This window comes from Actinomadura sp. KC216 (assembly GCF_004348535.1).
Lineage (GTDB): Bacteria > Actinomycetota > Actinomycetes > Streptosporangiales > Streptosporangiaceae > Spirillospora.
The window spans coordinates 12,834-33,763 of record NZ_SMJX01000011.1 but is presented as its reverse complement, the minus strand read 5'-3'; the positions used below and the strand labels follow the sequence as shown (position 1 = coordinate 33,763).

At 60.3% G+C, this 20,930-nt stretch carries 29 protein-coding genes; 17 read left to right on the top strand and 12 right to left on the bottom strand.

The genetic code is table 11. The features are described from left to right. The first annotated feature begins 51 nt into the window (after positions 1-51). The 17 genes from E1264_RS03565 to E1264_RS03485 all read left to right on the top strand — a co-directional run bounded on the left by E1264_RS03565 (position 52) and on the right by E1264_RS03485 (position 15,262). Positions 52-648 (top strand): hypothetical protein, encoded by a 597-nt coding sequence (locus E1264_RS03565; protein WP_132169526.1) that lies wholly within the window; start codon positions 52-54, stop codon positions 646-648. A gap of 77 nt (positions 649-725) precedes the next feature. Beyond that, positions 726-1,778, top strand: a complete 1,053-nt coding sequence (locus E1264_RS03560; protein ID WP_132169524.1) for a hypothetical protein — start codon at positions 726-728, stop codon at positions 1,776-1,778. A gap of 60 nt (positions 1,779-1,838) precedes the next feature. Beyond that, complete coding sequence (locus E1264_RS03555) at positions 1,839-2,495, top strand: hypothetical protein (RefSeq protein ID WP_132169522.1); 657 nt, start codon at positions 1,839-1,841, stop codon at positions 2,493-2,495. A gap of 8 nt (positions 2,496-2,503) precedes the next feature. Further along, positions 2,504-2,902 carry a hypothetical protein gene (locus E1264_RS03550; RefSeq protein WP_132169520.1) on the top strand — a complete coding sequence of 133 codons (399 nt, stop codon included), beginning with the start codon at positions 2,504-2,506 and terminating at the stop codon, positions 2,900-2,902. Further along, positions 2,899-3,204 carry a DUF5403 family protein gene (locus tag E1264_RS03545; protein WP_132169518.1) on the top strand — a complete coding sequence of 102 codons (306 nt, stop codon included), beginning with the start codon at positions 2,899-2,901 and terminating at the stop codon, positions 3,202-3,204. Before E1264_RS03550 ends, E1264_RS03545 begins: the two co-directional genes overlap by 4 nt. Beyond that, entirely contained in the window at positions 3,201-3,653 is a 453-nt protein-coding gene (locus tag E1264_RS03540) for a hypothetical protein (RefSeq protein WP_132169516.1), read from the top strand. The genes E1264_RS03545 and E1264_RS03540 overlap by 4 nt, the downstream gene beginning before the upstream one ends. Before the next feature lie 13 nt (positions 3,654-3,666). Next, positions 3,667-4,287: a hypothetical protein gene (locus E1264_RS03535; protein WP_132169514.1), complete on the top strand. Its 621-nt coding sequence runs from the start codon at positions 3,667-3,669 to the stop codon at positions 4,285-4,287. Positions 4,288-4,396: 109 nt separating this feature from the next. Further along, a complete protein-coding gene (locus E1264_RS03530; RefSeq protein ID WP_132169512.1) occupies positions 4,397-4,750 on the top strand; it encodes a hypothetical protein in 354 nt (117 codons plus the stop codon). A 137-nt stretch (positions 4,751-4,887) separates the two neighbouring features. Then, on the top strand, positions 4,888-5,169 hold the full coding sequence (locus tag E1264_RS03525) for a hypothetical protein (protein WP_132169510.1): 282 nt from the start codon (positions 4,888-4,890) through the stop codon (positions 5,167-5,169). Between the two features lie 16 nt (positions 5,170-5,185). Next, positions 5,186-9,145, top strand: a complete 3,960-nt coding sequence (locus E1264_RS03520) for a hypothetical protein (RefSeq protein ID WP_132169508.1) — start codon at positions 5,186-5,188, stop codon at positions 9,143-9,145. 11 nt (positions 9,146-9,156) lie between these two features. Next, positions 9,157-10,122, top strand: a complete 966-nt coding sequence (locus E1264_RS03515) for a hypothetical protein (RefSeq protein WP_132169506.1) — start codon at positions 9,157-9,159, stop codon at positions 10,120-10,122. Next, positions 10,122-11,498: a hypothetical protein gene (locus tag E1264_RS03510; RefSeq protein ID WP_132169505.1), complete on the top strand. Its 1,377-nt coding sequence runs from the start codon at positions 10,122-10,124 to the stop codon at positions 11,496-11,498. Before E1264_RS03515 ends, E1264_RS03510 begins: the two co-directional genes overlap by 1 nt. After that, positions 11,498-13,639 (top strand): hypothetical protein, encoded by a 2,142-nt coding sequence (locus E1264_RS03505; RefSeq protein ID WP_132169503.1) that lies wholly within the window; start codon positions 11,498-11,500, stop codon positions 13,637-13,639. The genes E1264_RS03510 and E1264_RS03505 overlap by 1 nt, the downstream gene beginning before the upstream one ends. A gap of 67 nt (positions 13,640-13,706) precedes the next feature. Next, positions 13,707-13,973 (top strand): hypothetical protein, encoded by a 267-nt coding sequence (locus E1264_RS03500; protein WP_132169501.1) that lies wholly within the window; start codon positions 13,707-13,709, stop codon positions 13,971-13,973. Between the two features lie 9 nt (positions 13,974-13,982). Further along, positions 13,983-14,117 carry a hypothetical protein gene (locus E1264_RS45850; RefSeq protein WP_279489683.1) on the top strand — a complete coding sequence of 45 codons (135 nt, stop codon included), beginning with the start codon at positions 13,983-13,985 and terminating at the stop codon, positions 14,115-14,117. After that, positions 14,117-14,878, top strand: a complete 762-nt coding sequence (locus tag E1264_RS45085; RefSeq protein WP_243710722.1) for a peptidoglycan-binding protein — start codon at positions 14,117-14,119, stop codon at positions 14,876-14,878. The genes E1264_RS45850 and E1264_RS45085 overlap by 1 nt, the downstream gene beginning before the upstream one ends. Positions 14,879-15,001: 123 nt before the next feature. Then, on the top strand, positions 15,002-15,262 hold the full coding sequence (locus E1264_RS03485; protein ID WP_132169499.1) for a hypothetical protein: 261 nt from the start codon (positions 15,002-15,004) through the stop codon (positions 15,260-15,262). A gap of 113 nt (positions 15,263-15,375) precedes the next feature. Here E1264_RS03485 and E1264_RS03480 read toward each other — a convergent pair whose 3' ends face one another. The 12 genes from E1264_RS03480 to E1264_RS03425 all read right to left on the bottom strand — a co-directional run bounded on the left by E1264_RS03480 (position 15,376) and on the right by E1264_RS03425 (position 20,735). Next, positions 15,376-15,567, bottom strand: a complete 192-nt coding sequence (locus tag E1264_RS03480; RefSeq protein ID WP_132169497.1) for a hypothetical protein — start codon at positions 15,565-15,567, stop codon at positions 15,376-15,378. Positions 15,568-15,712: 145 nt separating this feature from the next. Further along, a complete protein-coding gene (locus E1264_RS03475) occupies positions 15,713-16,042 on the bottom strand; it encodes an Lsr2 family protein (RefSeq protein WP_132169495.1) in 330 nt (109 codons plus the stop codon). 74 nt (positions 16,043-16,116) lie between these two features. Next, positions 16,117-16,320 carry a hypothetical protein gene (locus tag E1264_RS03470; protein WP_132169493.1) on the bottom strand — a complete coding sequence of 68 codons (204 nt, stop codon included), beginning with the start codon at positions 16,318-16,320 and terminating at the stop codon, positions 16,117-16,119. Next, on the bottom strand, positions 16,317-16,862 hold the full coding sequence (locus tag E1264_RS03465; RefSeq protein WP_132169491.1) for a hypothetical protein: 546 nt from the start codon (positions 16,860-16,862) through the stop codon (positions 16,317-16,319). Before E1264_RS03465 ends, E1264_RS03470 begins: the two co-directional genes overlap by 4 nt. Before the next feature lie 61 nt (positions 16,863-16,923). Then, positions 16,924-17,379 (bottom strand): DUF6884 domain-containing protein, encoded by a 456-nt coding sequence (locus E1264_RS03460; protein ID WP_132169489.1) that lies wholly within the window; start codon positions 17,377-17,379, stop codon positions 16,924-16,926. Continuing rightward, a complete protein-coding gene (locus E1264_RS03455; RefSeq protein ID WP_132169487.1) occupies positions 17,380-17,616 on the bottom strand; it encodes a hypothetical protein in 237 nt (78 codons plus the stop codon). After that, complete coding sequence (locus E1264_RS03450) at positions 17,609-18,349, bottom strand: hypothetical protein (protein ID WP_132169485.1); 741 nt, start codon at positions 18,347-18,349, stop codon at positions 17,609-17,611. Before E1264_RS03450 ends, E1264_RS03455 begins: the two co-directional genes overlap by 8 nt. Then, positions 18,334-19,608, bottom strand: a complete 1,275-nt coding sequence (locus E1264_RS03445; protein ID WP_132169483.1) for a DUF3987 domain-containing protein — start codon at positions 19,606-19,608, stop codon at positions 18,334-18,336. Before E1264_RS03445 ends, E1264_RS03450 begins: the two co-directional genes overlap by 16 nt. 81 nt (positions 19,609-19,689) lie before the next feature. Next, positions 19,690-19,944 (bottom strand): hypothetical protein, encoded by a 255-nt coding sequence (locus tag E1264_RS03440; protein WP_132169481.1) that lies wholly within the window; start codon positions 19,942-19,944, stop codon positions 19,690-19,692. Next, the gene (locus tag E1264_RS03435) at positions 19,944-20,210 is read right to left on the bottom strand and encodes a hypothetical protein (RefSeq protein WP_132169479.1); all 267 of its coding nucleotides are present in this window, start codon (positions 20,208-20,210) and stop codon (positions 19,944-19,946) included. Before E1264_RS03435 ends, E1264_RS03440 begins: the two co-directional genes overlap by 1 nt. Before the next feature lie 67 nt (positions 20,211-20,277). Then, positions 20,278-20,529, bottom strand: coding sequence for a hypothetical protein (locus E1264_RS03430; protein ID WP_132169477.1), 252 nt, complete (start codon positions 20,527-20,529; stop codon positions 20,278-20,280). Further along, a complete protein-coding gene (locus tag E1264_RS03425; RefSeq protein ID WP_132169475.1) occupies positions 20,526-20,735 on the bottom strand; it encodes a hypothetical protein in 210 nt (69 codons plus the stop codon). Before E1264_RS03425 ends, E1264_RS03430 begins: the two co-directional genes overlap by 4 nt. Positions 20,736-20,930: the final 195 nt, after the last annotated feature.

The window sequence follows — 20,930 nt, the reverse complement described above, 5'->3', positions numbered from 1 at the left end:
CGTAGGCGAGATGCCTACGTTCGTTTCCTTTTCCGAGATGGAGCTAACTGAATGAGTGACACCCAGCCTACTTCCCCGGCTACTACGGGAGAGGCTAACAACCAGCCGGCGGACGATGCCCCGAAGGGGCCTCAGTCCCTTGAAGAGGCCCTGGCCGAGATTGCCGAGCTGAAGAACGACCGTGAAAAGTACAAGTCCCTGATGCGCAAGGAAGAGGGCGAGAAGAAGGACCTTTGGAAGAAGGTCCAGGACTACGAGACTGCCAACCTTTCCGAGACGGAGCGGGCGGTCCGTGAAGCCGAGCAGCGTGGACGAGAGGCCGGGAAGGCTGAGTCCGACGCAGAGGTCAAGAGCCTGAAGCTCAAGGCCGCTGCCGCCACGGCTGGCGTCCCTGAGGAGGTCCTTGGCCTCCTAGACCCCAACAAGGTGTTCACCCCTGAAGGTGAGCCCAACCTTGAACTTCTTTCTTCCCTCTCCGGCGGCAAGCGCAAGTTTGAGAAGACAGCAGCCGATCTGAACATCGGCGCCCAGAGCAACAGCAACGCTGGACAGCTCTCTTACGCCGACCTGGAACGAATGACTCCCGCCCAGATCAATAAGGCGCGCGAGGAAGGCCGGCTAGATGCGCTGATGCGGGGACAGCTCTAAGACCCCCTTAACACTGCGAGGCCCTACGGGAATCCCGTAGGGCCTTTGTTGTGTGCGCTTAAAGGAGAAACGCACCTATGGCTGAAGCCTTTACAGGTGGTGTCTACACCGATTCCGCGGTTGGGCATCCGCTTCAGACTACTAACAACCTCTTCATTCCGAAGATTTGGACGAGCCAGCTTCTAAACGACCTTGAGGGGTCGCTTGTTCTAGGTTCTGCCACAATCACTAACCGGAACTACGAGGGCGAGTTCAAGCGCGGTGGAGATGTAATCCATATCCCCCACTTCCTTGACACCGTGAACGACTTCGGTCTCAAGCAGGCGTACGATTCGTTTGCCTCGAATGAGATGGACAAGGCCGCTCTTGAGTACATCAAGATGACGGTTCAAAAGGGTTCGTCGTTCCGCTTCCACGTGGATTCGCTCCACCAGCTACAGACTCAGGCCGGAATCGACCTGATGAGCAACCTGGTTTCCCAGCGTGCTCGTAAGACTGCGTACGCGATCGACGCGCTAGTGGCGCAGACCATCCAGGCCGCGGTCCTTGGAAAGGACCTCAACGCCAGCCCTTCGGCCGTCGTTCCGACCGTCCTGGCGGACTTCAATGCAATCCCTGCTCTGCACGGCTCGATTGCGCAGAAGGTCATTCCGGGAACTGCTAACGCGATCTACACAACGATCGTGGACATGCTGACGGAGCTGGACCTCAACCACGCTCCACAGGACCGTTACCTGATCATCGCGCCTTCGGTTCGCGCCGAGCTGCTGAAGACAGAAGCGTTCATCGACGCCGCTCACTGGGGTGGCGGGGCCGTGATGCCTACTGGCGCTATCGGCCAGATCCTTGGCGTGCCGGTCATGGTCTCCAACACCCTTGAGAACACTTCCTCGGTCCGTACCAAGAAGCTGGTTCAGCCGCTTCACACTGGCGCGGCGAAGTTCTCCATGGTGATGGGTTCGACCAACGCCATTTCGATGGTTCTGCCTCTTGCAGAGATGCAGGCGTACCAGCCGCAGGAGGACTTCACCTCGGCCGTGAAGTCGCGCCTGGTCTACGACGCCAAGGCGATCCGTACCGAGCAGATGGTTGTGGCGACTCGTACCGAGATCGTTCCGCCGGCTGCCTGATTCGACTTTGGGACGGGACCCCTTTCGAGGGGTCCCTCCCCGCTATCTGGGGAGTTCCCAATGCTAATCACTGCTGCTGAAGTCAGCGTCCAGACCGGACAGACCTATACCGGCGATGCCCTAACGCGTGTCGAGTCCTTCATTCAGAACGTCTCCGACTCGATCGAGGCGTATTGCCGACGCACCTTCACCGATCCCGTTCCCGGAGCCATCAAGGCTGTTGCCCTGATCGAGGTCCGGAGGATGCTCAACGTCGATCCCGGTATCGATGACGAGCGGATCGGCGACCTGGGAACCGGATTCGTCGGCACCAACGAGATCCTCTCGGCCAGCTCCCTGGCAGCGCTCGACGCCTACCTGAGGTGGACCACACCTCGTGCGTCCAGTCTCCGCCTGGTCTCTCCGCTTCGCGGCCCGGCCCTGCCCGAGCCCTACTTCGAGGTCTCAGACCTCGTCCACTGGCCGGACAACATCATCATCCTCGGCCGCACGCTCGAAGAGGGCCTCGTCCAGTTCCAGACGTCCCCCGATGGGTGGACCTGGGCTGACCACGTCTTCGTTGAGTCGCTCGACATCTCTGACGGCGGCTACCCCGCATGGCGGGTCATCTACCCGGCTCCCTCTGTGTCCGGTCACTACAAGTGGCGGGCTCGCTGGCGCTATGACGACGACACCTCACCCTGGACGCGCGCCCTCTACACGAACTACCAGGTCTAGGGGGTCCCATGGCACTCCTAGACAGGGCCACCGAGGACATCGTCATTTGGCCCCTCGTCCTTCTCGACGACGGCTACCGAGGCCAGAAGCCCGGTAAGGCCGCACGACTTCCTAACGGCGCTTATGAACCGCCTGAGGGCGCTCCAGTCACCGTCAAGGGCATTCCAATCCCCGCTTCTTTCTCGGGTGCTGGCTGGGCTCTGAATCAGAGGTACCAGGAGCAGGGCTTCGCTGAAGTGGCGCGAATGTTCCTTTACGTCAAGTACGACCCGTCCCTTCGGTTCGACCGGTGGACGCGCGTTGAAGTGCGCGGCAGGGAATGGACCGTTGTGGACCAGCCCGAGCTTTGGATCTGGAAGCGCAATCAGTTCTGGAAGGCAACCATCGAGCTACGGGGAGATGTATGAGCTACGAACTCTACATCGACGATGAATACGTAGCCGGAATGCCTGTCGTCAACCAGGCGGTTCGAGCGACCGCCGAGGAGTTCAAGGCTAAGTGGATTGCCGCTGCTGTGGCCGGGGGCCACGTGGACAGCGGAAATTTCATCGGAAGCATCAACGTCCGCCGTGCCAATGACAAGGACTACTGGGTTTCGGCTACGGCCGGGTATTCGGTTCCTCTTGAGTTCGGTCACTTCAAGGTGCTGTGGGGTCGTGAGACCAGCGAGCGTGTCGAGGGAATTCACCTACTAAGGGAGATCCTTTGATCACTGACGTCCCCCTAATGCCTGACATTGACCGTCTGGTCCAGGACGCGCTACTCGAATACGTTCCACCGGAGATTGCGACTCGGGTATTCGTCAAGCCGCCCCTCGACTGGGCGGATTTGATGCCGTTCATCACTGTGAAGTGGAACGGCGGCGCACCTGTCAACTCCGTCCGTCTCCAAGTCCGTGACGTAGTTGTCAAGGTCTACGCCCTTGACCAGGCATCCGGAAACACAGCCATTCGGCATGTCGAGAAGGCCCTCAAGACGGCCTGCCTCAATAGGTACACAAACCAAAACGTCCCCGCTGCAACCACGCCGGGGGTCCTTACGAAGGTGCGAGAACTCAGCCCCCTTGGATACCAGTACGAGGGCCTGACGAGTAAGCACCCGGATTCGGTCCTTTACGAGGGCATGTTCCGGCTTACCTCCGCACCGCTTCTTCCTTGAAAGGAGAGCGTTAATGGCAGTTCTGCCCGATAACGCTATGAACCCGGCGACCGGTTACGTCTATGTCGCCAACGTTGGAACCGCGAAGCCGACCATCGACACTGGTTTCGACTACACCGACCCCACTACTTGGGGCGCGGAGATGCAGGATCCGGGTCCGCCTTCCACTCCACTGTGGAAGGCCGTAGGCCACACCTCGCTTGAGAATGGCCTTGAGTTCACCTCCGATGGTGACGACCCAGAGACCCTGGGAACTTGGCAGACAGCCAACCTCCGCACCACAAACCCGACTCGCACCTACTCGGTAACGATCAATCTCGCTTCCTTCACGCTAGAGACATACCAGCTCTACTACGGCGGCGGAACCGTCATTGGCGTGGCGCCAGACCAGTCCTTCGTTATTCCTGACTCGCCAGTGGCGCAGGAAAAGGCCCTGCTGGTCCTGGCCGTGGACGGCCAGCACCTGGTTTCCCAGCACTTCAAGAAGGTTTCCATCATCGGTGCTGACTCCATCACCTATGACCCTGCGGCCCTGTCGGAGATGCCTGTCCGGGCGACCATTCTCGGCGCTCAGACCTACGGCACTGGCGTAGCGGGCCAGGGCGAGATCAGCCAGCGCATCTCTCTTTCTTGATCTGATTTTGAACTGATCGGTTCAAAACGACTGCCCCTCGGGCGCGCTCAGTGGGTGGCGCGCTCGGGGGGTTTTTCAAACCCACACACCTACTCGATTGGACTTACAAATGGCTACTCTAAAGTACGACGACCTGGTAGCGGACCTGGAGAGGGAGTACCAGGAAAAGGGTCTGACGTTCGTCGGGAAGAATGGGAAGAACATCCTTCTTCGCCCGATCAACCTGCTGAACGATGCCGAGACCAAGGTTGTGAACGCGCTTCTACCGACCGTCACCGACGAGGACTCGGATTTCGAGAAGCGAGTCGATGCGATCGACCGCATCATGAAGGCCGCTGCTGACAAGAAGACGGAGTGGGACGCGTCCGTTAAGGATCTGCCTCCTACGGTCCGAGTTCGCATTCTTGAGGCATGGCTGGAGAGTGACCCGGAGGCGGGGGAAGCCTCCGACTCCGAGAGCTGATCGACGAGTACGGCGCGGAGATAGCTTCTGACCTTTCCAGGTATCACCGGATCGACATTCACGACCTGGTGACAGGCAAGCTTTCTCCGCGCTATTGCCTCGCCCTCTTGGAGCACCTCCCACCGGAGTCCTCGTTCATGACCGCCCTGAGGGGCGGTGCCGAGTGGATCGGATGGAACCGGAACTCGGAAATGCTGGCGAGCGTCATCGACGCCATTCAGGTTCTGTCCTGGTACTTCGTCACGGTCAACAGCAAGAAGACACCTAAGAAGCCCGAGCCATTCCCAAGGCCCGGCGATGCAAAGCGCAAGCAGGACGAGAACCGCCTGCCTAACCCACTGCTGGCTGCGCTTAGAGGAGAGCCACTAGAGAAGCAGGAAATCGGCCCCGGAGCTGTCATCCCTGCCCCCAAGAACTAGATAGGGAGGACGCCCCATGGCCGGACCCGGCGGTAGCGAACACGGCCGTATCAACATCAAGGTCGTCCCGGATACCGATGGCTTCACCCGTGAAGTAGAGAAGCTCCTCAAGAAGTACGACAAGCGCGACATCGACATGCGAGTCGAGCTTGATACCCGTGCCGCTGAGACGAAGCTCAAGAAGCTTCAGAAGCGCTTCCGCAATCTGAAGATGCGCGTCGAGCTGGACACGCGCGCTGCGCAGACCAAGCTCAACAGGTTCGTCGCTCAGAAGCGCAACAAGCAGCTCGACATGAAGGTCAACCTCAACCTCGGTGAGGTTGAGGCGAAGCTAGACGCCCTTTCTCGTCCTCGCGAGACGAACGTTCAGGCCGATGCGGATACAGGCCGGGCTGAGGCAGCGCTGAATCGGGTGGCTCGAAACCGGACTGCCAAGATCCGGTACCGCTTCATCGGGGATGAGGCCCTCAACCGACTTGCTGACCTAGACCGCAGTCGAATCCAGCGAATCAACCTGGACTTCGACGATAAGAACCTTCGCACCAAGCTGCGGGCCCTCGGCCGCAACAACGAGATCCTCGTCGAGGTCGAGGTCGATCCTCGGAACATCCGCGACATCCGCAGGTGGATCGGATCTCTTGGCAGGGACTTCAAGGAGGCCGGCCAGGAGCTGAGGCGGAATTTCGACCTGATCCAGAGCCTCCGCGAGGCACGGAGGATCCAGGAGCAGACCGACAGGGACAGGCTTGCTCGTGAGAACGAGCTGCAAAGGCGGCTTCGGCAGGGCTTCCGTGTCCTGGAGCGTGAGTATCGCAAGCTCGGTCGCCCGATTCCCGTCGAGGTTGAGCTTGAGACGGAGAACTTCTACCGGAAGATCGGCCTGCTTCGTCGGGAGCTGGCTCGTATCCGTCGTGAGCGCCTGGACGTCGATGTTGACATTGATTACGACCGCATCAACCGCGTCTTCGAGATGCTCCGGATGCGGAATCACCGCATCGAGGTTGAGGTCGATGTCGATAGGGACCGGCTAGGCCGTCTCGGACGTCTCTTCGGAAACGTCTTCTCTGGTGTCGGAAATGTCGCCCGTGCCGCCCTCGCGGGAGTCCTCAGGGGAATCTCTCTTGCGTTCAGCGCCATGGGCCAGTTCGGAAATCTCGGACAGCGAGTCTTCGGCAACCTAGCCAGCGCTGTCGGCGGCACCACAGGCAGGATGGGCAACCTCGCCACCGTGATCGCCCAGGTCGTAGCTTCGCTACTGGCCATTGGTGTGGTCGTCGGAATTCTCGTTGCGGTAATCAACACGCTCGGCGCCCTGATCGTCGCCGCTATTGGTGCCGTTGCCGCTATCGGTTCCGTGGTTGTAGGCGCTGCCGCGCTTCTCGCGCTTCCAGCGATCTTCGCTGGTGTCACAGCAGCCCTCATCTCCATGGGAGATGAGAACGACAAGGTCAAGAAGCAGTTCGCGGAGCTGGGAAAGACCCTCCGTAGCACGCTGCTGACCGTAGCGCAGCCGCTGGTCGATCTCTTCTCCGATTCGATTGTAGGGCTGAACAGGAACCTGAAGAAGGGCACGCCCCTCTACAAGCAGCTCTCGTCAGCCTTCGATCAGTCGGCTAAGGCCCTGCGTCCGCTGCGTTCTGGTCTGAAGGATTTCGCGCTCAACTCCCTAGCAGGAGTGAACGCGGCTCTCGACAGGCTGAACTCCAGCGGTTCCATGAGGATCTTCTCGCTGGGAATCGCCGGGCTTGGATCCGTCATCGGCGGGTTCGCTAGCAACCTTTCCCAGTACGCTCCAGCGTTCGCTACCGGGTTCAACTTCCTAGTATCCGGTCTCGACCGGATCCAGGCGGCCCTGGCTCGTTGGATGGGCGAGTTCGCTACGTTCTCGCCTGCGGTAATCGAGTCCTTCACCAATGCCTTCGTGGCACTGTTCGACACCTTCTCGACCAACTCCCGGACATTCACTCTCGCTGCGTCGAGTCTGGGTGATGCCATTCGCGATGCCACTCCTGGCATCCACAAGATTGCGACCGCTTTCGCCCAGATGGCGCCGGGAATCTTCGATGCCCTGGCTGAGGCGATTAACAATCTCGGCGACGCGCTGGACGATCCCGATGTCGTTCAGGGTCTGGCGAACATCACTTCTGGAATCATCAAGCTCGGAAGTGTCCTGCTCAAGTGGGGAACCCAGATCACAGGGATTATCGGGAATTCGTTCTCCACCATGAAGAACGAGTGGGAAAAGCTTTCGGGAACGATCGATAGCGGTATCGATCTCTCTGTCAATGAGTTCCGGAAGGTCGTCCGCCAGGAGAAGTCGGCTCGCGACCGAGTAAACATCGGTCTCCGCCAGCTCGACGCATCGGTTGGTAGGCACACTGCCAACATCTCTAAGGGCATCAACAATTACCAGAACCGCCTGGGAATCATGCTGTCCTTCGCCGACGACAAGATGAGCGCCCACGTTAAGGGTCTCGGACAGAAGCTGATCACACTAAGTCAGCAGTGGGAGGACGCAGGCGGAAAGGTCTCGGGCGAGTGGAAGAAGTCGTGGGATCAGGTTTCCAAGCAGATCGACGCTTCGGGTAACTCATCGCTCATCGCCATCAAGAATCAGATGAACAAGCTGATGGCGGACTCGGATCGTTTCCGCGAGAAGATCCGGAACAACCTGATCGCCGCCCTAAAGGCTGAAGGCGTCAACGTCGATGATTCTGTCATCAAGAAGATCGACGAGCAGCTCGGCCTGCTGGTTAACAGCTCTCAGCTCAAGTCGGCTCAGGCCGTCGAGGCATTCCAGCAGAACTTCGGCCGGCTGCCTGGCATTGTTCAGGCCGCCATGGAGGAGTCCCGCACGCCGGAGCAGTTCCAGGCGAAGATGGAGCAGATCAACCAGATCATGGCGTCGATGACGCCTAAGATCGCCGCGTCATTCGCGAAGCTGCCAACGGAAATGCAGAAGACTCTTCTCAGCTCCACGGCTGCATTCCAGACCTGGCAGGGCATGGAAGTGTTCCGCCAGAAGGTCGCCCAGGGTGTGCAGGGAGCTGTCCAGCAGTTCCGGCTACTCAGCAATGAAATCGTCGGGCTGAACACCCCAATGCAGATTCTTGGCGGGCAAGTTGCTCTGATGACCGGCTTCGTCCAGCAGTTCAACGCGCAGGCCAACTGGCTCAACTGGATCCTGAACAGGGTCGGCGCACAGGCCGCCTGGGCGGGCTGGCAGATGGGCCAGGTGGCTGGAAACGCCAGCAGGGCCGCTAGCGCTGTCGTTCGTCTCAATGCCGGAAGCAGTGGACTAGCCACCTCCCTCAACCGAGCAGGAGCTTCGGCTAACAACGCCTCCATGCAGCTCTCGGGACTATCGGCCTCCGCAGGCCAGACGGGTGGGCAGTTCTCGGTATTCGCGGGACGAGTCTCGGGATACATGGTTCTAGCCGCTCAGTCCGTCCGTGACTGGACGAACAACATGCTTGCCACTCTTCGGAGCCTGGTAAGTAGGTCGGCCGCCTACGGGCGACTGACGGCCTTTGTAGCCTCCATCCGCTCGTCCATGAGTCAGGCGGAATCGTCGGTCCGAAGCTCGGTTGAGCGAATGCTCGCGCAGCTTCGCCGGCTGAACACAACCGTCACCGCTCGTGTGAATGTCCAGACACAGAATGTGCCTGCGCCGAACAACCTCGTTCCGCAGAACTTCGTGCCTCAGAACTTCACCACGTTCACCGCTCTGTCGGAGCCGGTAACGGCGGAGTTCCAGCCAATGGCAGCGGCGACCGATGAGTCCGGAAGCGCGTTCTTCACCGCGTGGAAGCGCGGCGCGGACAACCAGCTCCGTGAGCTGATGCGCATCTCGACTCGTACCGAATCGGACAGCGGACCGACCTACAACGTCCAGGTCGATGCGGCGCCGTATGTGCCCACTGAAAAGACGATTGTCACAGCGCTTTCCTACGCGGACGCGCTTTATGCAGCATAAGGAGATTCACCGTGGATCAGTTCCCCATGGTCACCCTGGAAGGGGTTGACGGCTCTCAGATTCCCCTCCTGGCCATGGGGGACCTCCACGGCTCCATCTGGCTTCGTAAGGGAGCCAAGGGGCTCGACATGCCGCCCTGGGACGTCCAGGCCGACGAGTACCCGGCTCGTGATGGCGAGTTCCCCCGAGCCCAGAGGGCTCTAGCTAGGGAGATTTTCCTCCCCCTCACTCTCGTCGGGGACTCCCGCCCCGAGCTGGTTGCCACCAAGCGCCGTCTCCTGGAGGCGCTGCCACCGTCCCGGATGGCTCGACGCATGGCTCGTCTCGTCACAGCGGAATACGACGAGGCCGATACCCCTGAGCCCCAGCGAGAGATCGAGGTCTACTACAAGTCCGGCCTTGAGGGCGATGAGGACCAGGACGTAGCGGGGCTACGTCATCTCAAGTACGGCCTCATCCTGCGGAGCACCGACCCATGGTTCCGAGCCCGCGAGGACACACGAATCGACTTCCTGACCTTCGAGGAGCAGGTCCCCTTCTTCCCGCCCGAGGGCGAGGAGTTCGTCTCCGTTGACGGACTGACGGGCGGCTTCAAGGTCTCCCCCGCGCCGACCTTCGTGTCTGAGACTTCTTTCTTCTATCCGGGCTCGGTGAGCGTCAAGCCCACGTGGCACCTCCAGGGACCGATCAATGAACCGTTCGCCCTGGTCCGGGCGGAGACCAACTACAGCCCCGAAGAGTCGCTGGTCATCGACGGCCTCCAGCTCGAAGCCGGGGAGACGGCGACGCTCGTCACCACACCCGGGCAGGTGAAGCTTTCCACCTCCGCAGGAGTGGACATCACCTGGAGCGCTCTGGGGACCAACCCCCGCTTCTGGTACATCGACCCCGGTGTCAACACGGTCTCAATTGACGGCCTCACCACGGAACCAGGCGCAGCTTCTTTCACCTACCGCACGAAGTACCTGGGGATGTGATGAGCGAGTTTCGAGTGTACCTAAGGGAGGCTCCCAAGAACCCCGATTGGCGAATGCCCCTGATCGCTGAACTGGATGAGTACAACTCCGTCGAGGCCATCATCCGCCACCTTGCCATCGGTTCATTCACGATCGAGATGCCGTCCAGTTCCACACAGGCCAGGCTTATCAAGCCAGGCCGCGGCGTCGTCATCTTCATTGAGGGACAGACCACACCGGTTTTCACTGGCCCGATCACGTCCATCAAGTCAACGAAGACCAAGGACGACCCCGGAACACTCACCGTTAACGGCTCGTGCGACAACATGTGGTTCGACGAGCGCATTGCCCGAAACGATGCGGAGGACACCTGGAATCGGGAGACAGAGGGTGACTGGGACGGCGAGCTTCAGATTGGCTCGACCCTGAGCCTCGTTGCTGAGAACTCCGCAGAGTGGATCTGGCATCTGGTCCTACAGAATTTCAAGATTCCGTACGTTGACACTTTCAACGATCTGAGTCGCAGGATTCCCTTCATGGAGCTGCCCAACGAAGCTCCATCGTCTGCTACATCACTGCCGAACGACGATCTGTGGAAGGGCTTCTCGGGGATTCACCTGAAGTCCATTGCGGAGCCGGTATTCGAGCTGAGCCGGAGGGCCAACCTCGACACCCGCTTCTACTGGGATCCAACGACGGAGAAGATCCATCTTCGGGTGGCTCCAGCTACGGACAAGTCGGGGACGGTCGTCTTCGACGAGCAGGTTGGAAACCTCGTCGGCCAGCAGATTGTCTCCGAGGCCCCTTCAGCTACCAGGGTCACCCTCTCGGGTGCGACCCCTACTGACGCCAATCCGCGAAGGTACTACCGCTACGTCAAGAACAACCTCCACAACCCTCCCGGATGGTCGGATCCGGGTTGGGGTCGAGAGGCCATTGAGGCTTATTGGAACCGCACCACCGAGGCTTACGCCGATGTGCGTGACACGAAGTGGCACCCGAATGTCGTTGGTGGCGTCATGCCCGAGCCGCCCAACAACAGCGTCGAGGATCTGAAGTTCGACACGGCCGCCACGGTGTATTTCGTGGAGAACGGCGTCAAGGGTCAGATCAGTCTTGATGTCCAGGACATTCCGACGTGCACCTTCGGTGTCCATTACGGCATCGGAAACGTCGTCCGAGTTCTGATCGACACTTCCATTCTTCCCCCCAACATCCCGGACTCCGATGGAGTCCTGCGACAGCAGGTCCAGGAAGTTCGCCTCGGCTGCAAGGCCGAGGAAATGTGGACGATCAAGCCGACCATCGGAACAGAGTCCAGTTCGAGCACGCCCTATGTCTACCGGGAACTGCGAAGGCTGCGGAGGCTGGTTGAGAAGACGAATGAGAGAATTTGATGACTGAGAAGGCTTACCCTTTTTCCACCGGTCCCGGCGCCTTTGTAACCGAAGAGGACTGGGCAGCGATGACCGAGGGCTACCAGGACACCGGCGTTTACGGTCATCCCGGCACAACTGATCTGACCATTGAGCCAGGCCCCGAACCCAACACTATTCAGGTCAACGTTGGCGACGCTCAGGTTTCCGGTTTCCACTACCGACTGACAGCTCCGAAGGTCATCAGTACCGTTGCCAACGCGGGTGCCACTGATCGCACAGACCTCGTCGTGCTCCAGCTCGACGAGGTGACCAAGACCATCACCCCCGTCCTGCTGACCGAGCAGAACGGAAGCAACGTCGGCCCCGACCGCTGCCCGATCGGCCTGTGGACACAGCCCCCGGCCGCTGAGGTCACTGCGGAGGACTGGGGAACGGCTACCGACGCCAGGTGGTTCATCGGCAACCGGGTCCGTCCCTACCTACCTACCGCGATGCCTCCGGCCTCGCCGGGCGGGATGATCTATGACGCCAGCGCCGATGGCGCTGGAACTGTTTTCCTGGGCAAGCTCGACTCCAATGGTCAGCCCTTCTGGTCGCCTTGGTACCCGATCTCTTCGGAGCGGATTGAAGTAAAGGAAGCAGGTTCCTCCGCTACCCAGCAGACCACGTCTACTGCGTGGATTGCGGGTTCTCCTCAGGTGTCCACGACATTCGAGGCTCCGCCTTCGGGGCAGGTCTTCATCACCGTCTACGCCCAGCTTGAGGCGCAGGGTAGCTCGTCCGCTTACTGCGGATTCGAGATTCGAGAAGAGAATGCCTCTGGAGCGGTAGTCGTCGCTCCGAATGTTGATGACGCTGCCGGACAGCAGATGGAGTATTGGTCGGGCTCGACTAGGCGCAAGCTGATCTCCGGGCTGACTCCCGGTGAGACCTACTTTGTCCGCACCATGCACCGAAGCGACCGAGCCGGCGTTCAGATCATCATCATCATGAGGAGCATTCTCGTCGAGCCGGTCTACACAGAGGTCGCCCCAGGCGCACCGGAGCCCGGTGACGTCCTAGACCCTGGCGACGTCGTACTGACAGCGGGTGGAAGCTCGATTCGTATCCCGGACGGAAACGTCACCACACAGGCTCTGAACATTCGGATTCCTGCGGGTGATAGGCCGAGTGCTCCAGATACCTTCGCCATTTTCTACAACACGGGTACCGATGCAGCTCCTGTTTGGGAGCGCACTGGATACTTCAACGAGTATGGAGAGCTGCGGGTCATCCCTTCCGCTCCGACAAGGGTCCCTGTTCGTATTCGTCTTCTGAATGGACAGACGAACGACGCGTTCCAGGTCGCCGACCTGAATAACATTCCGATGGCGGGATTCGCGGCGGACGGTACGGTCTACGCACCGAACATTGGTAATGCCAGGGTATTCACGGGTCCCAAGCCTCTCCAGGCAGAGCCTGGAGACCTTTGGATCAACCCTGGGACGACTCCGCCAACGCTGAATATGCGTGTAACGGGTGGGTGGTCACCTCTCCAGGGTGGAACTGTCGTTCCTGACGCTACCGAGGCACCGACCTTCGTCGATGCTGACGGCCTATCGGTGAACTCCACTTCCATCACGCTGCCAGCGACAGACGGAGACACTCTCGTTGCCTGCATCGGCTGGAACACGCAGGGGACCATGACGCCTCCTGCGGGATGGACACTGCTCCGAAGCTATGGAGCCTCCGGCTCCAGGTCTGCACTGTATGTGGCGCAGGCTGCGGAGATCGCTTCGAACACCTTCACGCTTACGGGAACGGCTGCGCTGATGTCGTGCATCGTCCTGGGCTACACAGCCGCGACGGTGCTGGATTCGGACGGCACCGTTGACGACATCAACGGGAACTTTGTTGCTCCAGCCCTGGCTGTGAACTCGGCGCCCGCCGTTGTCGCACGCTTCTACTGGGGCCGTGGTTCGACGATCACATCACTTACCAAGAATGACGCCACTGCGACCCTCAGGCGCGAGCAGTACGGAGGCGTTCCGACGTCCATCGGAATGATGGCCACCGGTCAGACTGTCGCCACTCCGCAGACCGTTCCTCTGGCCACGGCCACGGCGAACGTTACCGCTGGCGACGCAGGCGGATACACCGTCGCCCTCGTGGCTGCGTAAGAACCAAGTCTCAACGGCCGCCCTTCCTCAGAGAAGAAGGGCGGCCTTTTCACGCCCAAGGATTCCGTTGACAGAGGACAAGTTCTCTGCTCTCCAAGAGAAGTTCTACGAGCAGCAGATCGAAACGAATAGGCAGCTAAGCAAGGTTGCGGAGAAGCTCGCGGAAATCGCCACACTCCTAGCGGATACCCGGGAAGAGCAGGCGGATCACGAGATCCGCATCCGGGCGATTGAGAAGGACAAGCAAGACAAGGTCTCGCCAAACGTGACCTCCGCCCTTATCGCGGCGGTGGTCGCCGTCGCCCTTTTCGTAGCGCAGACATTCGTGAAGTGAGGAGGCCAAATGGCCGAAAACGAAGGGCTCCCTGTGGAGCCAAAGAACGGTGCTGATCGCACCGTCGAGAACGAAGAGGAGGTTCTCCGGGAGCTGTACGGCATTCCGGACGAGAACGGTTTCTTCCGAGGGGTGGGAAGCTGATGGCTGGTCCAACCGACCTGCTCAAGGTGGCTCGTGCCGACATCGGTCTCTCGGGCCGTCCAAACAAGATCACTAAGGAATACGCCAACCGCCACGGGGACGCGTTCCTGCGCGCTGCGTGGTGCGACATGGCCATCACCTACTGGGCCCGGCACAGCGGCAACGCCTCGGCCGTCCTCCCAGGCGGAGATCGCGCCTACACGGTTTGGCACGCGCAGGACTTCCAGAAGGCCAAGCGCTGGTACACAGGAACGGTCGCCAACCTGAAGAAGGCGAAGCCCGGCGACATCGTCTTCTTTGACTGGGGAGCAACCAACTCCGTTGGTGCCATCGACCACGTTGGAATCATTGAGAAGGTTCTCGGCGATGGCCGAATCCAGACCATTGAGGCCAACACTTCCGACGCTGTGAAGCGTCGTGTCCGCGACGCCTCCACAGTGGCCGGCTACGGCCGTCCCGACTGGGAGCTGGATACCCCTGCACCCAGCAAGCCCGCTACCCCGAAGCCCAAGCCGAAGACCGAGAAGGCTCCCGCCTTCCCCGGCCCGATGCTCCAGTACCCGCCTCTTCGTAAGACGGAGACGTGCCGTAAGTGGCAGCAGCGGATGAAGGACCGCGGTTGGGACATCGCCGTTGACGGTTGGTACGGCCCTGCCTCGAAGACCGTGTGTCGTCGCTTCCAGGCCGAGAAGGGTCTGTCGGTTGACGGCATCGTTGGCCCGAACACCTGGCGTGCCACATGGGAGTCGCCGGTCACATGATGCGCCTACTGAAGGCGCATCCGATCCTCGTCACCGTCATCTTGCTTTTGCTGCTTGGCGTCCCATGCGTCCTCGTGTGGGACGCCCGGCCTGACGTGATCTATCTCAATCTGAGGAGTCCGAATGAGTGAACTGAAGGACACTGCTAAGGACGTCGCCTTCGACGTCCTGGACGATGGGGAGCTGACTTCCGAGTCGGTGTCCCGCGTGAAGCGTGTAGGTATCGCCCTTGCCGTTGGTCTGCTCGCTGCCGTGTTCTCGACTGTGGCGACAGTCCTCGTGACCGTGCCCGTCGAGGGCGAGTTCGACCTACCGAGCCTGATGGAGACTCTCCGCCTGGCCGTGGTCGGAACGGTTGTGGCCTACGTGAAGGACAAGCTGTAATCCCGTCGAAAATCCGGCGCGGGTTCTTGTGATTTCCTACTACTTCAGTGGGAAATAGGAACTAAGAGAAAGGGGCACCCCCGAAGGGGTGCCCCGCTTTTCTCGTTTCTGGACTAGGCGCCCAACTCCTCGGGAGACTTCACGATGTCGTCGATCTTGGCGAAGAAGCCCTTCTCGTTCCCGTCGTCATCGATGACGTTGATGAGGATCTCCCCGCTACCCGTGACTCGGACGGTCGCGTGACCGGTCTCTCGCGGGAGAACGATCTCAATGGTGTCGAGGTGACTGATCTCGTGTGTACTCATGGCACCCTCAATCGATGCTGTGGTCGAACACGATTGTCCAGAACTCGTCGTGGTCCAAGCTGTCGATGCCGTACTCACCATCGCTGGCATCGACGGCTCGCTGGACTTGATCGCGTAGCGATGATCGATCCAACGGTCTTCCTCCTCAGGAGTTCGCGGCCTCGTAGCGCTGCACGATGTGGATCGGGATCCGGCCCCGCTCGTTTACCTTAATCCCCTTGTCCTTCGCCCACTGCCGAATCTCCTGGTTCCGCTCCCGACTGGCGTCGGGCTTGCTCGTCCCAGCCGGTCGCCTGGTGGCCTTCTGCCGACGTCCCTTCTCCATGAAGGGGTGCAGGGCCTTACGCAGCTTCGCCGCGTTCTTGTCGTTCAGGTCGATCTCGAAACTTTCCCCGTCCAAGCTGAAGGTGATCGTCTCCTTGGCCTCGGAGCCGTCAATGTCGTCGAGCAGAAGCGTCTTGATCTCAGTAGCCATCCTGTTTCTCCCTTTAGTTTCTAAAACAAAGCCCCTAGCCCATGTTGGCTAGGGGCGGTTTCGTCGTTTACGGATTACTTGTTCAGCTTCTCCCGGAGGTCTTCCTTGTCCACGTCACAGCCGGGGCAGGAGTCCGTGAGCTTGTACCCATGATCGCACCGCGTCTCCCCGGCCTGCTGTCGTCCAGGCCCGCTGATGTAGTACTCAGGCCATCGAACCACATCCCACACTGTGGGTGCCCTGCTCTTGACGAGGTCGGGCGGGCTTTCGTCGCTCACTTCTGCACCCGCCAGTCCTGACGGAGCTTCTTCCTCAGGAACAGCTCGTCCTGCTCCATCTGCTGACCGTGGAGCTTCTGGTAGTCCTTCACCTCCAGGCCGACCTCCTCGAAGGAAGCCCCGAGCGTCTCGGGGAAGTAGCGCGTCATCAGCTTCAGGTAGAGCCCCGCGCCCGAGCTGGTCAGCGGAGCCACCATGCTCGCCTCCGACAACGCAATGACCAGCTCCGCCCCCGTGGCGGCGCGAGTGTCCAACCCTTCGGCCACGCGATCCAGCAGCTCGGCGCAGTGCTGCCGGTAGAGCAGCTCGGTTTCCATCCGTTCCGGAAATCCGCGGTCTGGATCGGGGCCCAGTAGTCGGAACGAATGCCAGATCGGACCCATCTCGTCCATGTTGACCGGCCGTCCATCAGTGTCCCGGAGCAGCAGCGGTTCACCGTGGCGCTTCTGCGCCAGCTCAATTTCCTCCTCGGCGATCTCCATCTGGCTGAAAAGGCCCGTCAGCGAAGACTCGATCGAATCCATCACCTCGGCGACGTCCATAGTTCCTCCTCCAATTTGGCATGAAAAAAGCCGGTCCGAAGACCGGCGTCACAGAATGGGGCTATTTCCTATCTCGGATTTCCGCAAGGATCCGTCGCATCGCTGCGATCCCTCTCGCTCCCTCCAGAGGAGCGACCGCGTCAGGCCAAACCTTGCGCGCCAGCTCGACGTACTCACGGCCCGCGAGGACGATCGTCAGGTCCGACTGCCAGCAGCCCATCATCTTGGCCTGTCGCACCAGGCGAGCAGGCTTCACCTGGTCCGGATCCCCGATCCTGGTGTCGTAGGGCCTCATGGGGTGGCCTGGTCCGACCAGGCCGTATCGGGCAGACAGAACGAACAGCCTGTCAGGCCGTAGGCTCCTAGCCGTCTCCATGCACAGCTTGTGGAAGCTGCCGGTATACAGCTCCCCGGCATCAGCCGGCCTGTCCCGCTTGGCCCGACTACACCCGACAACCACCACCAGGCGGACGCGTTCATCCTCGGGGACCCTTGCCCACGGATCCCGGGGGATCACTTAGGCGTCCCCCTTGACGTCCTTCACTCGAAGCGCCTGGGTGGCCCGCTTCACCTTGGTCCAATGATCTATCCTTTCCTGCGCGTGCTTTTTGATGACCGCCTTGCACCACGGGAAGGTGTAGCCATACCTCCTGTCAAAGCTCCCCGGAGGAGCCTCTTCCTTGAGCCGAATCCGAGGGTTGTCCAGGTCCCCCCAATCGACGAAAAAGTCACCGGGCGTTGCGTTGTCAGCCATGCCGTCTCCCATCCATACCGAATGTTGTGATGTAGTCGAATGCGCACTCCGCGGAACAGAACTCGTCGAAAACGATCAGCGGGTTCCAGCTCCAGCAGAACGAGCACCTGTCGTTCCTCGTGGACTCGTCCGGGGAATCGGTGTAGCTCCCGCCATGAACCATGGCGGTCTCCCGGATGTCCTTCGAAAAGTGGGTGTGCTCGTCGGCCGGTGAACCCTTCGGCCGGCCTTCGTCGTCGGACTCGAACTTCCACCATCCGGGGTTGGCCTTCAGCCACTCCCGAGCCTCCAGGAGGCGAGGGTCGGTACCCTCGGGGATCAGCCCGCTCTCGTCCATCTCCACATGGCCCTCAGAGAGCCTCTGAAGCTCCGAAAGAGCCCACCGGACATCTCCGTACTCATCCGTTGTGGGAATCGAATGTCCGAGCCCTGGGAGCCCGTCAGGGCCTGTCTTGTGGAAGACACCGGAACGGTTGAAAACGTCATCGTCGCTCTCACCCGTGGCTCCCCAGACTTGGGACGCCTCCCGGCGGATGGGCTTGCCATCCGTTAGCCACAGCTCGCCGAAGCGCGACGCCGCCCGTCCCTTCTTGTGTCTGTCTACCCTCCTCTTCCTCTGGGTGTTCTTCTTCCTGGCGTTGGTGGCCTTGTGAACCTGGCAGTACTTCGGCTTCCTGCCCTTACCCGACCACGGGAGTTCGGTCCGGCACTTCGGAGTCAGACAGCGGAGCAAACCAAATCCTCCTCTGCCTCTTCGACTTCCTCGAAGTCGTCAATGATCTGCATATACAAAGGGGGTCTCCCGCCTGTGGATTTGCCCTTCCACATGCGAATATTGGGGCACTTCTCAGCCTCGTTCTCTATCGTCTCGGCCTTGATGTGCTTGCCGATTTCCTCCCACAACTGTGACCGAGAAACGGGTTGTGGTTCGCCGTTCTCGTTCCGCGCTTCGTCCAGTACGTAGAGGATCTTCTGACGGAGACTCTCGCCTCCCGTTTCCGGCAGGATGTATCGAACGGAATCCACGGAGTAGGTGACGATCGCAAGGGCGCTGTCCAGATCGGCAATGCTGACTTGGTCCCGACCATCGGCGACGGCCATCAGGCCAGCGAGCCGAACCATGTAGGCAAGCGCTCTCTCGGACATGTTGGCGAGGACCTTGTTGCCCTTGGTCAGGTCCTCGCACTTAGGCCGGTGCCATTCCTTGATGCGCCGGGCGACATCCGGAGTCACGTCTATCGGGTCATCCCTACCGAGGTTTGCGGCGTGGGTTCCCATCTCTCGAAGGCGATCGGCTAGAGTCTTCTGAGTCGCCGCGTAAGCGGCCTCCTCCTCGTCGCTCCGGTAGAGGTCCACCGTCTTCGACTGCTCAACCCAGACGAGCAAGAAGCGGTTGAACGTGCCACCACTCGCGTTCAGGGTGCCAGTGATCGCAGCCCAGTTGTCCGGCTGGACGTGCAGCACAAAGCCAATGTGAGGCTCATCGACACGGACGTTCGTCTTCGCTGTCTTGTGCCCGATCGGGCTGCCGTCCCAGACCTTCCGGAACATGGGACCAAGTTTCCGGCTGTTCTTGGTCGCCCCAACGAAGTCGTCTCCCTCTTCCTCCAGGAAGAAGCAGGAAGCCCCGTCTCGGTCCGCCAGCTCGGCCAGGAGGCCGAGGGCGGTTGCCGGAACACCCTCATCAACGATGCTGGTAGTCGCCCACTTGTTGAAGGCTCGACGGACGATGGGCATCGCTACCCGAGCCGTGGCGCCCTTCCGGCCTGTGCCGGACTCCCCCACGAGAACGGCCCAGATAGACATGGGCGCGGTCCCGCTGCCCATCTTCACCCGAATATCAGGGCCGATGTAACCACTGAAGGCTGACATCAAAGTCAGCATCACGCCGATCTTTGCGCCTTCGCAGTGCGGATCCAGCTCATCGGCCATCTTGCCGAAGACGTTGTCAAAGGCTACTTCGCTGACTACTGGAGTCTTCTTCTCGGCCATATCTCCTCTCCTCCAAATCCACGGATACGGACACGGATAAGGCCGGTCCCGAAGGACCGGCCCAGACCGAATCAGTACCTGCTACTTCTTGGTGGAAGCAGGCGCCTTGTTAGAGGGCGCCTTCGTGGTCGTCGGGGCCTTGTGGGTCGGTTTGTTCACACGCGGAGCCTTAGTCGTCCGAGGACGCTTCGTCTTGTGCCGATCGGTGTCGATCTCAAGCTCGATGCCACCCCCGCCACCGGATCCGCCGGCCGAGCTACATGCCACGGCGGAAGCGCCGATCAGCAGCACCGCCACGAGGACCAGGACAGCGGCAATTTTTATGTTGGTGTTCATCAGAACTCCTCTTCACTTAGCTCGACGCTGACGATCCGGGCGCGCTCGTCAACGATCGCAACCACGCGTAGGGCCCGCTCTAGATGCTTGAGGGCGTTCAGCAGCTCGCCCTCAAGACTGTCAACCACGGTGTCTTCGCCACTGAAGTAATTCCGGGCCTCTCGGAGGCTCTCTTCAGCATCGGAGATTGCTTCCTGGACGAGCTGAGCTTCGATCGGGAAAAACCCGAGCATCTTCTTACCATCACTGCGCGTGTAGGTGGACACCACATCTCCCTTTCTAGTCAGCCACTATGGCGTGACAAACACCTCGTCGTCGGCGCAGAGCGCCACGTCACACATGGATAACCTCATCTTCAGAAAAAATGGTGAGCATCGGAGACGTAGTTGCCTCCCACATCTCTCGCCACCAACGCCTTACACAGACCGGGTCCCGCTCATCGGGGAACGGAACTTCGAACTCGTCCCCGAGGGCTTCGAGATGCTCCATCGCCCCAAGACGAATGTCGGAGATGGTGAAGCCAATGAAGATGGCGGGCTCCCGGTCAAAATCGGAGCCCCATTCCAGAAGCCCGTAACGCTTCACACCTCGTCCTCTTCTTCCTCGAAGGCAATCCTCGCGTAGTCGAGAATGAACTCGTAGTCGAGCCCCTCCGCCTTCGCAAAGAGAAGAACGTCGGCGATCAGGTCTGCCAGCTTCACCGCTTCGCTCTCACCGCTGTAGCGGTGAGCGTTGTCGGCCTCATACGTCTCAATCGCGCCCATGGCGCGTGACGGCGCCAGGTTCGTCACAGTTGCTCCTCGATGAGCTTCGCCAGCTCCTTGAACGGCTTCTCGGGATCCATCATTTACCCCTAGTCCTGTCCTTGATCTTGTCCAATGCCTTCGGGTCCGTCTTCGGAACCCGCTTGATCGCTTCCGACTTGATGGCCTTCTTGACCTTCTTCTCGTCGGGCTTACTCAAAGTCCTCCTTGTTGCACTCATGC

Coding starts and splice junctions, on each gene's coding strand:
- E1264_RS03475 (WP_132169495.1), bottom strand. CDS start 16,042: ATGGCTACTGAGATCAAGACGCTTCTGCTCGACGACATTGACGGCTCC.
- E1264_RS03545 (WP_132169518.1), top strand. CDS start 2,899: ATGAGCTACGAACTCTACATCGACGATGAATACGTAGCCGGAATGCCT.
- E1264_RS03525 (WP_132169510.1), top strand. CDS start 4,888: ATGACCGCCCTGAGGGGCGGTGCCGAGTGGATCGGATGGAACCGGAAC.
- E1264_RS45850 (WP_279489683.1), top strand. CDS start 13,983: ATGGCCGAAAACGAAGGGCTCCCTGTGGAGCCAAAGAACGGTGCTGAT.
- E1264_RS03510 (WP_132169505.1), top strand. CDS start 10,122: ATGAGCGAGTTTCGAGTGTACCTAAGGGAGGCTCCCAAGAACCCCGAT.
- E1264_RS03555 (WP_132169522.1), top strand. CDS start 1,839: ATGCTAATCACTGCTGCTGAAGTCAGCGTCCAGACCGGACAGACCTAT.
- E1264_RS03445 (WP_132169483.1), bottom strand. CDS start 19,608: ATGGCCGAGAAGAAGACTCCAGTAGTCAGCGAAGTAGCCTTTGACAAC.
- E1264_RS03485 (WP_132169499.1), top strand. CDS start 15,002: ATGAGTGAACTGAAGGACACTGCTAAGGACGTCGCCTTCGACGTCCTG.
- E1264_RS03455 (WP_132169487.1), bottom strand. CDS start 17,616: ATGGCTGACAACGCAACGCCCGGTGACTTTTTCGTCGATTGGGGGGAC.
- E1264_RS03560 (WP_132169524.1), top strand. CDS start 726: ATGGCTGAAGCCTTTACAGGTGGTGTCTACACCGATTCCGCGGTTGGG.
- E1264_RS03565 (WP_132169526.1), top strand. CDS start 52: ATGAGTGACACCCAGCCTACTTCCCCGGCTACTACGGGAGAGGCTAAC.
- E1264_RS03535 (WP_132169514.1), top strand. CDS start 3,667: ATGGCAGTTCTGCCCGATAACGCTATGAACCCGGCGACCGGTTACGTC.
- E1264_RS03440 (WP_132169481.1), bottom strand. CDS start 19,944: ATGAACACCAACATAAAAATTGCCGCTGTCCTGGTCCTCGTGGCGGTG.
- E1264_RS03550 (WP_132169520.1), top strand. CDS start 2,504: ATGGCACTCCTAGACAGGGCCACCGAGGACATCGTCATTTGGCCCCTC.
- E1264_RS03530 (WP_132169512.1), top strand. CDS start 4,397: ATGGCTACTCTAAAGTACGACGACCTGGTAGCGGACCTGGAGAGGGAG.
- E1264_RS03505 (WP_132169503.1), top strand. CDS start 11,498: ATGACTGAGAAGGCTTACCCTTTTTCCACCGGTCCCGGCGCCTTTGTA.
- E1264_RS03465 (WP_132169491.1), bottom strand. CDS start 16,862: ATGGACGTCGCCGAGGTGATGGATTCGATCGAGTCTTCGCTGACGGGC.
- E1264_RS03520 (WP_132169508.1), top strand. CDS start 5,186: ATGGCCGGACCCGGCGGTAGCGAACACGGCCGTATCAACATCAAGGTC.
- E1264_RS03480 (WP_132169497.1), bottom strand. CDS start 15,567: ATGAGTACACACGAGATCAGTCACCTCGACACCATTGAGATCGTTCTC.
- E1264_RS45085 (WP_243710722.1), top strand. CDS start 14,117: ATGGCTGGTCCAACCGACCTGCTCAAGGTGGCTCGTGCCGACATCGGT.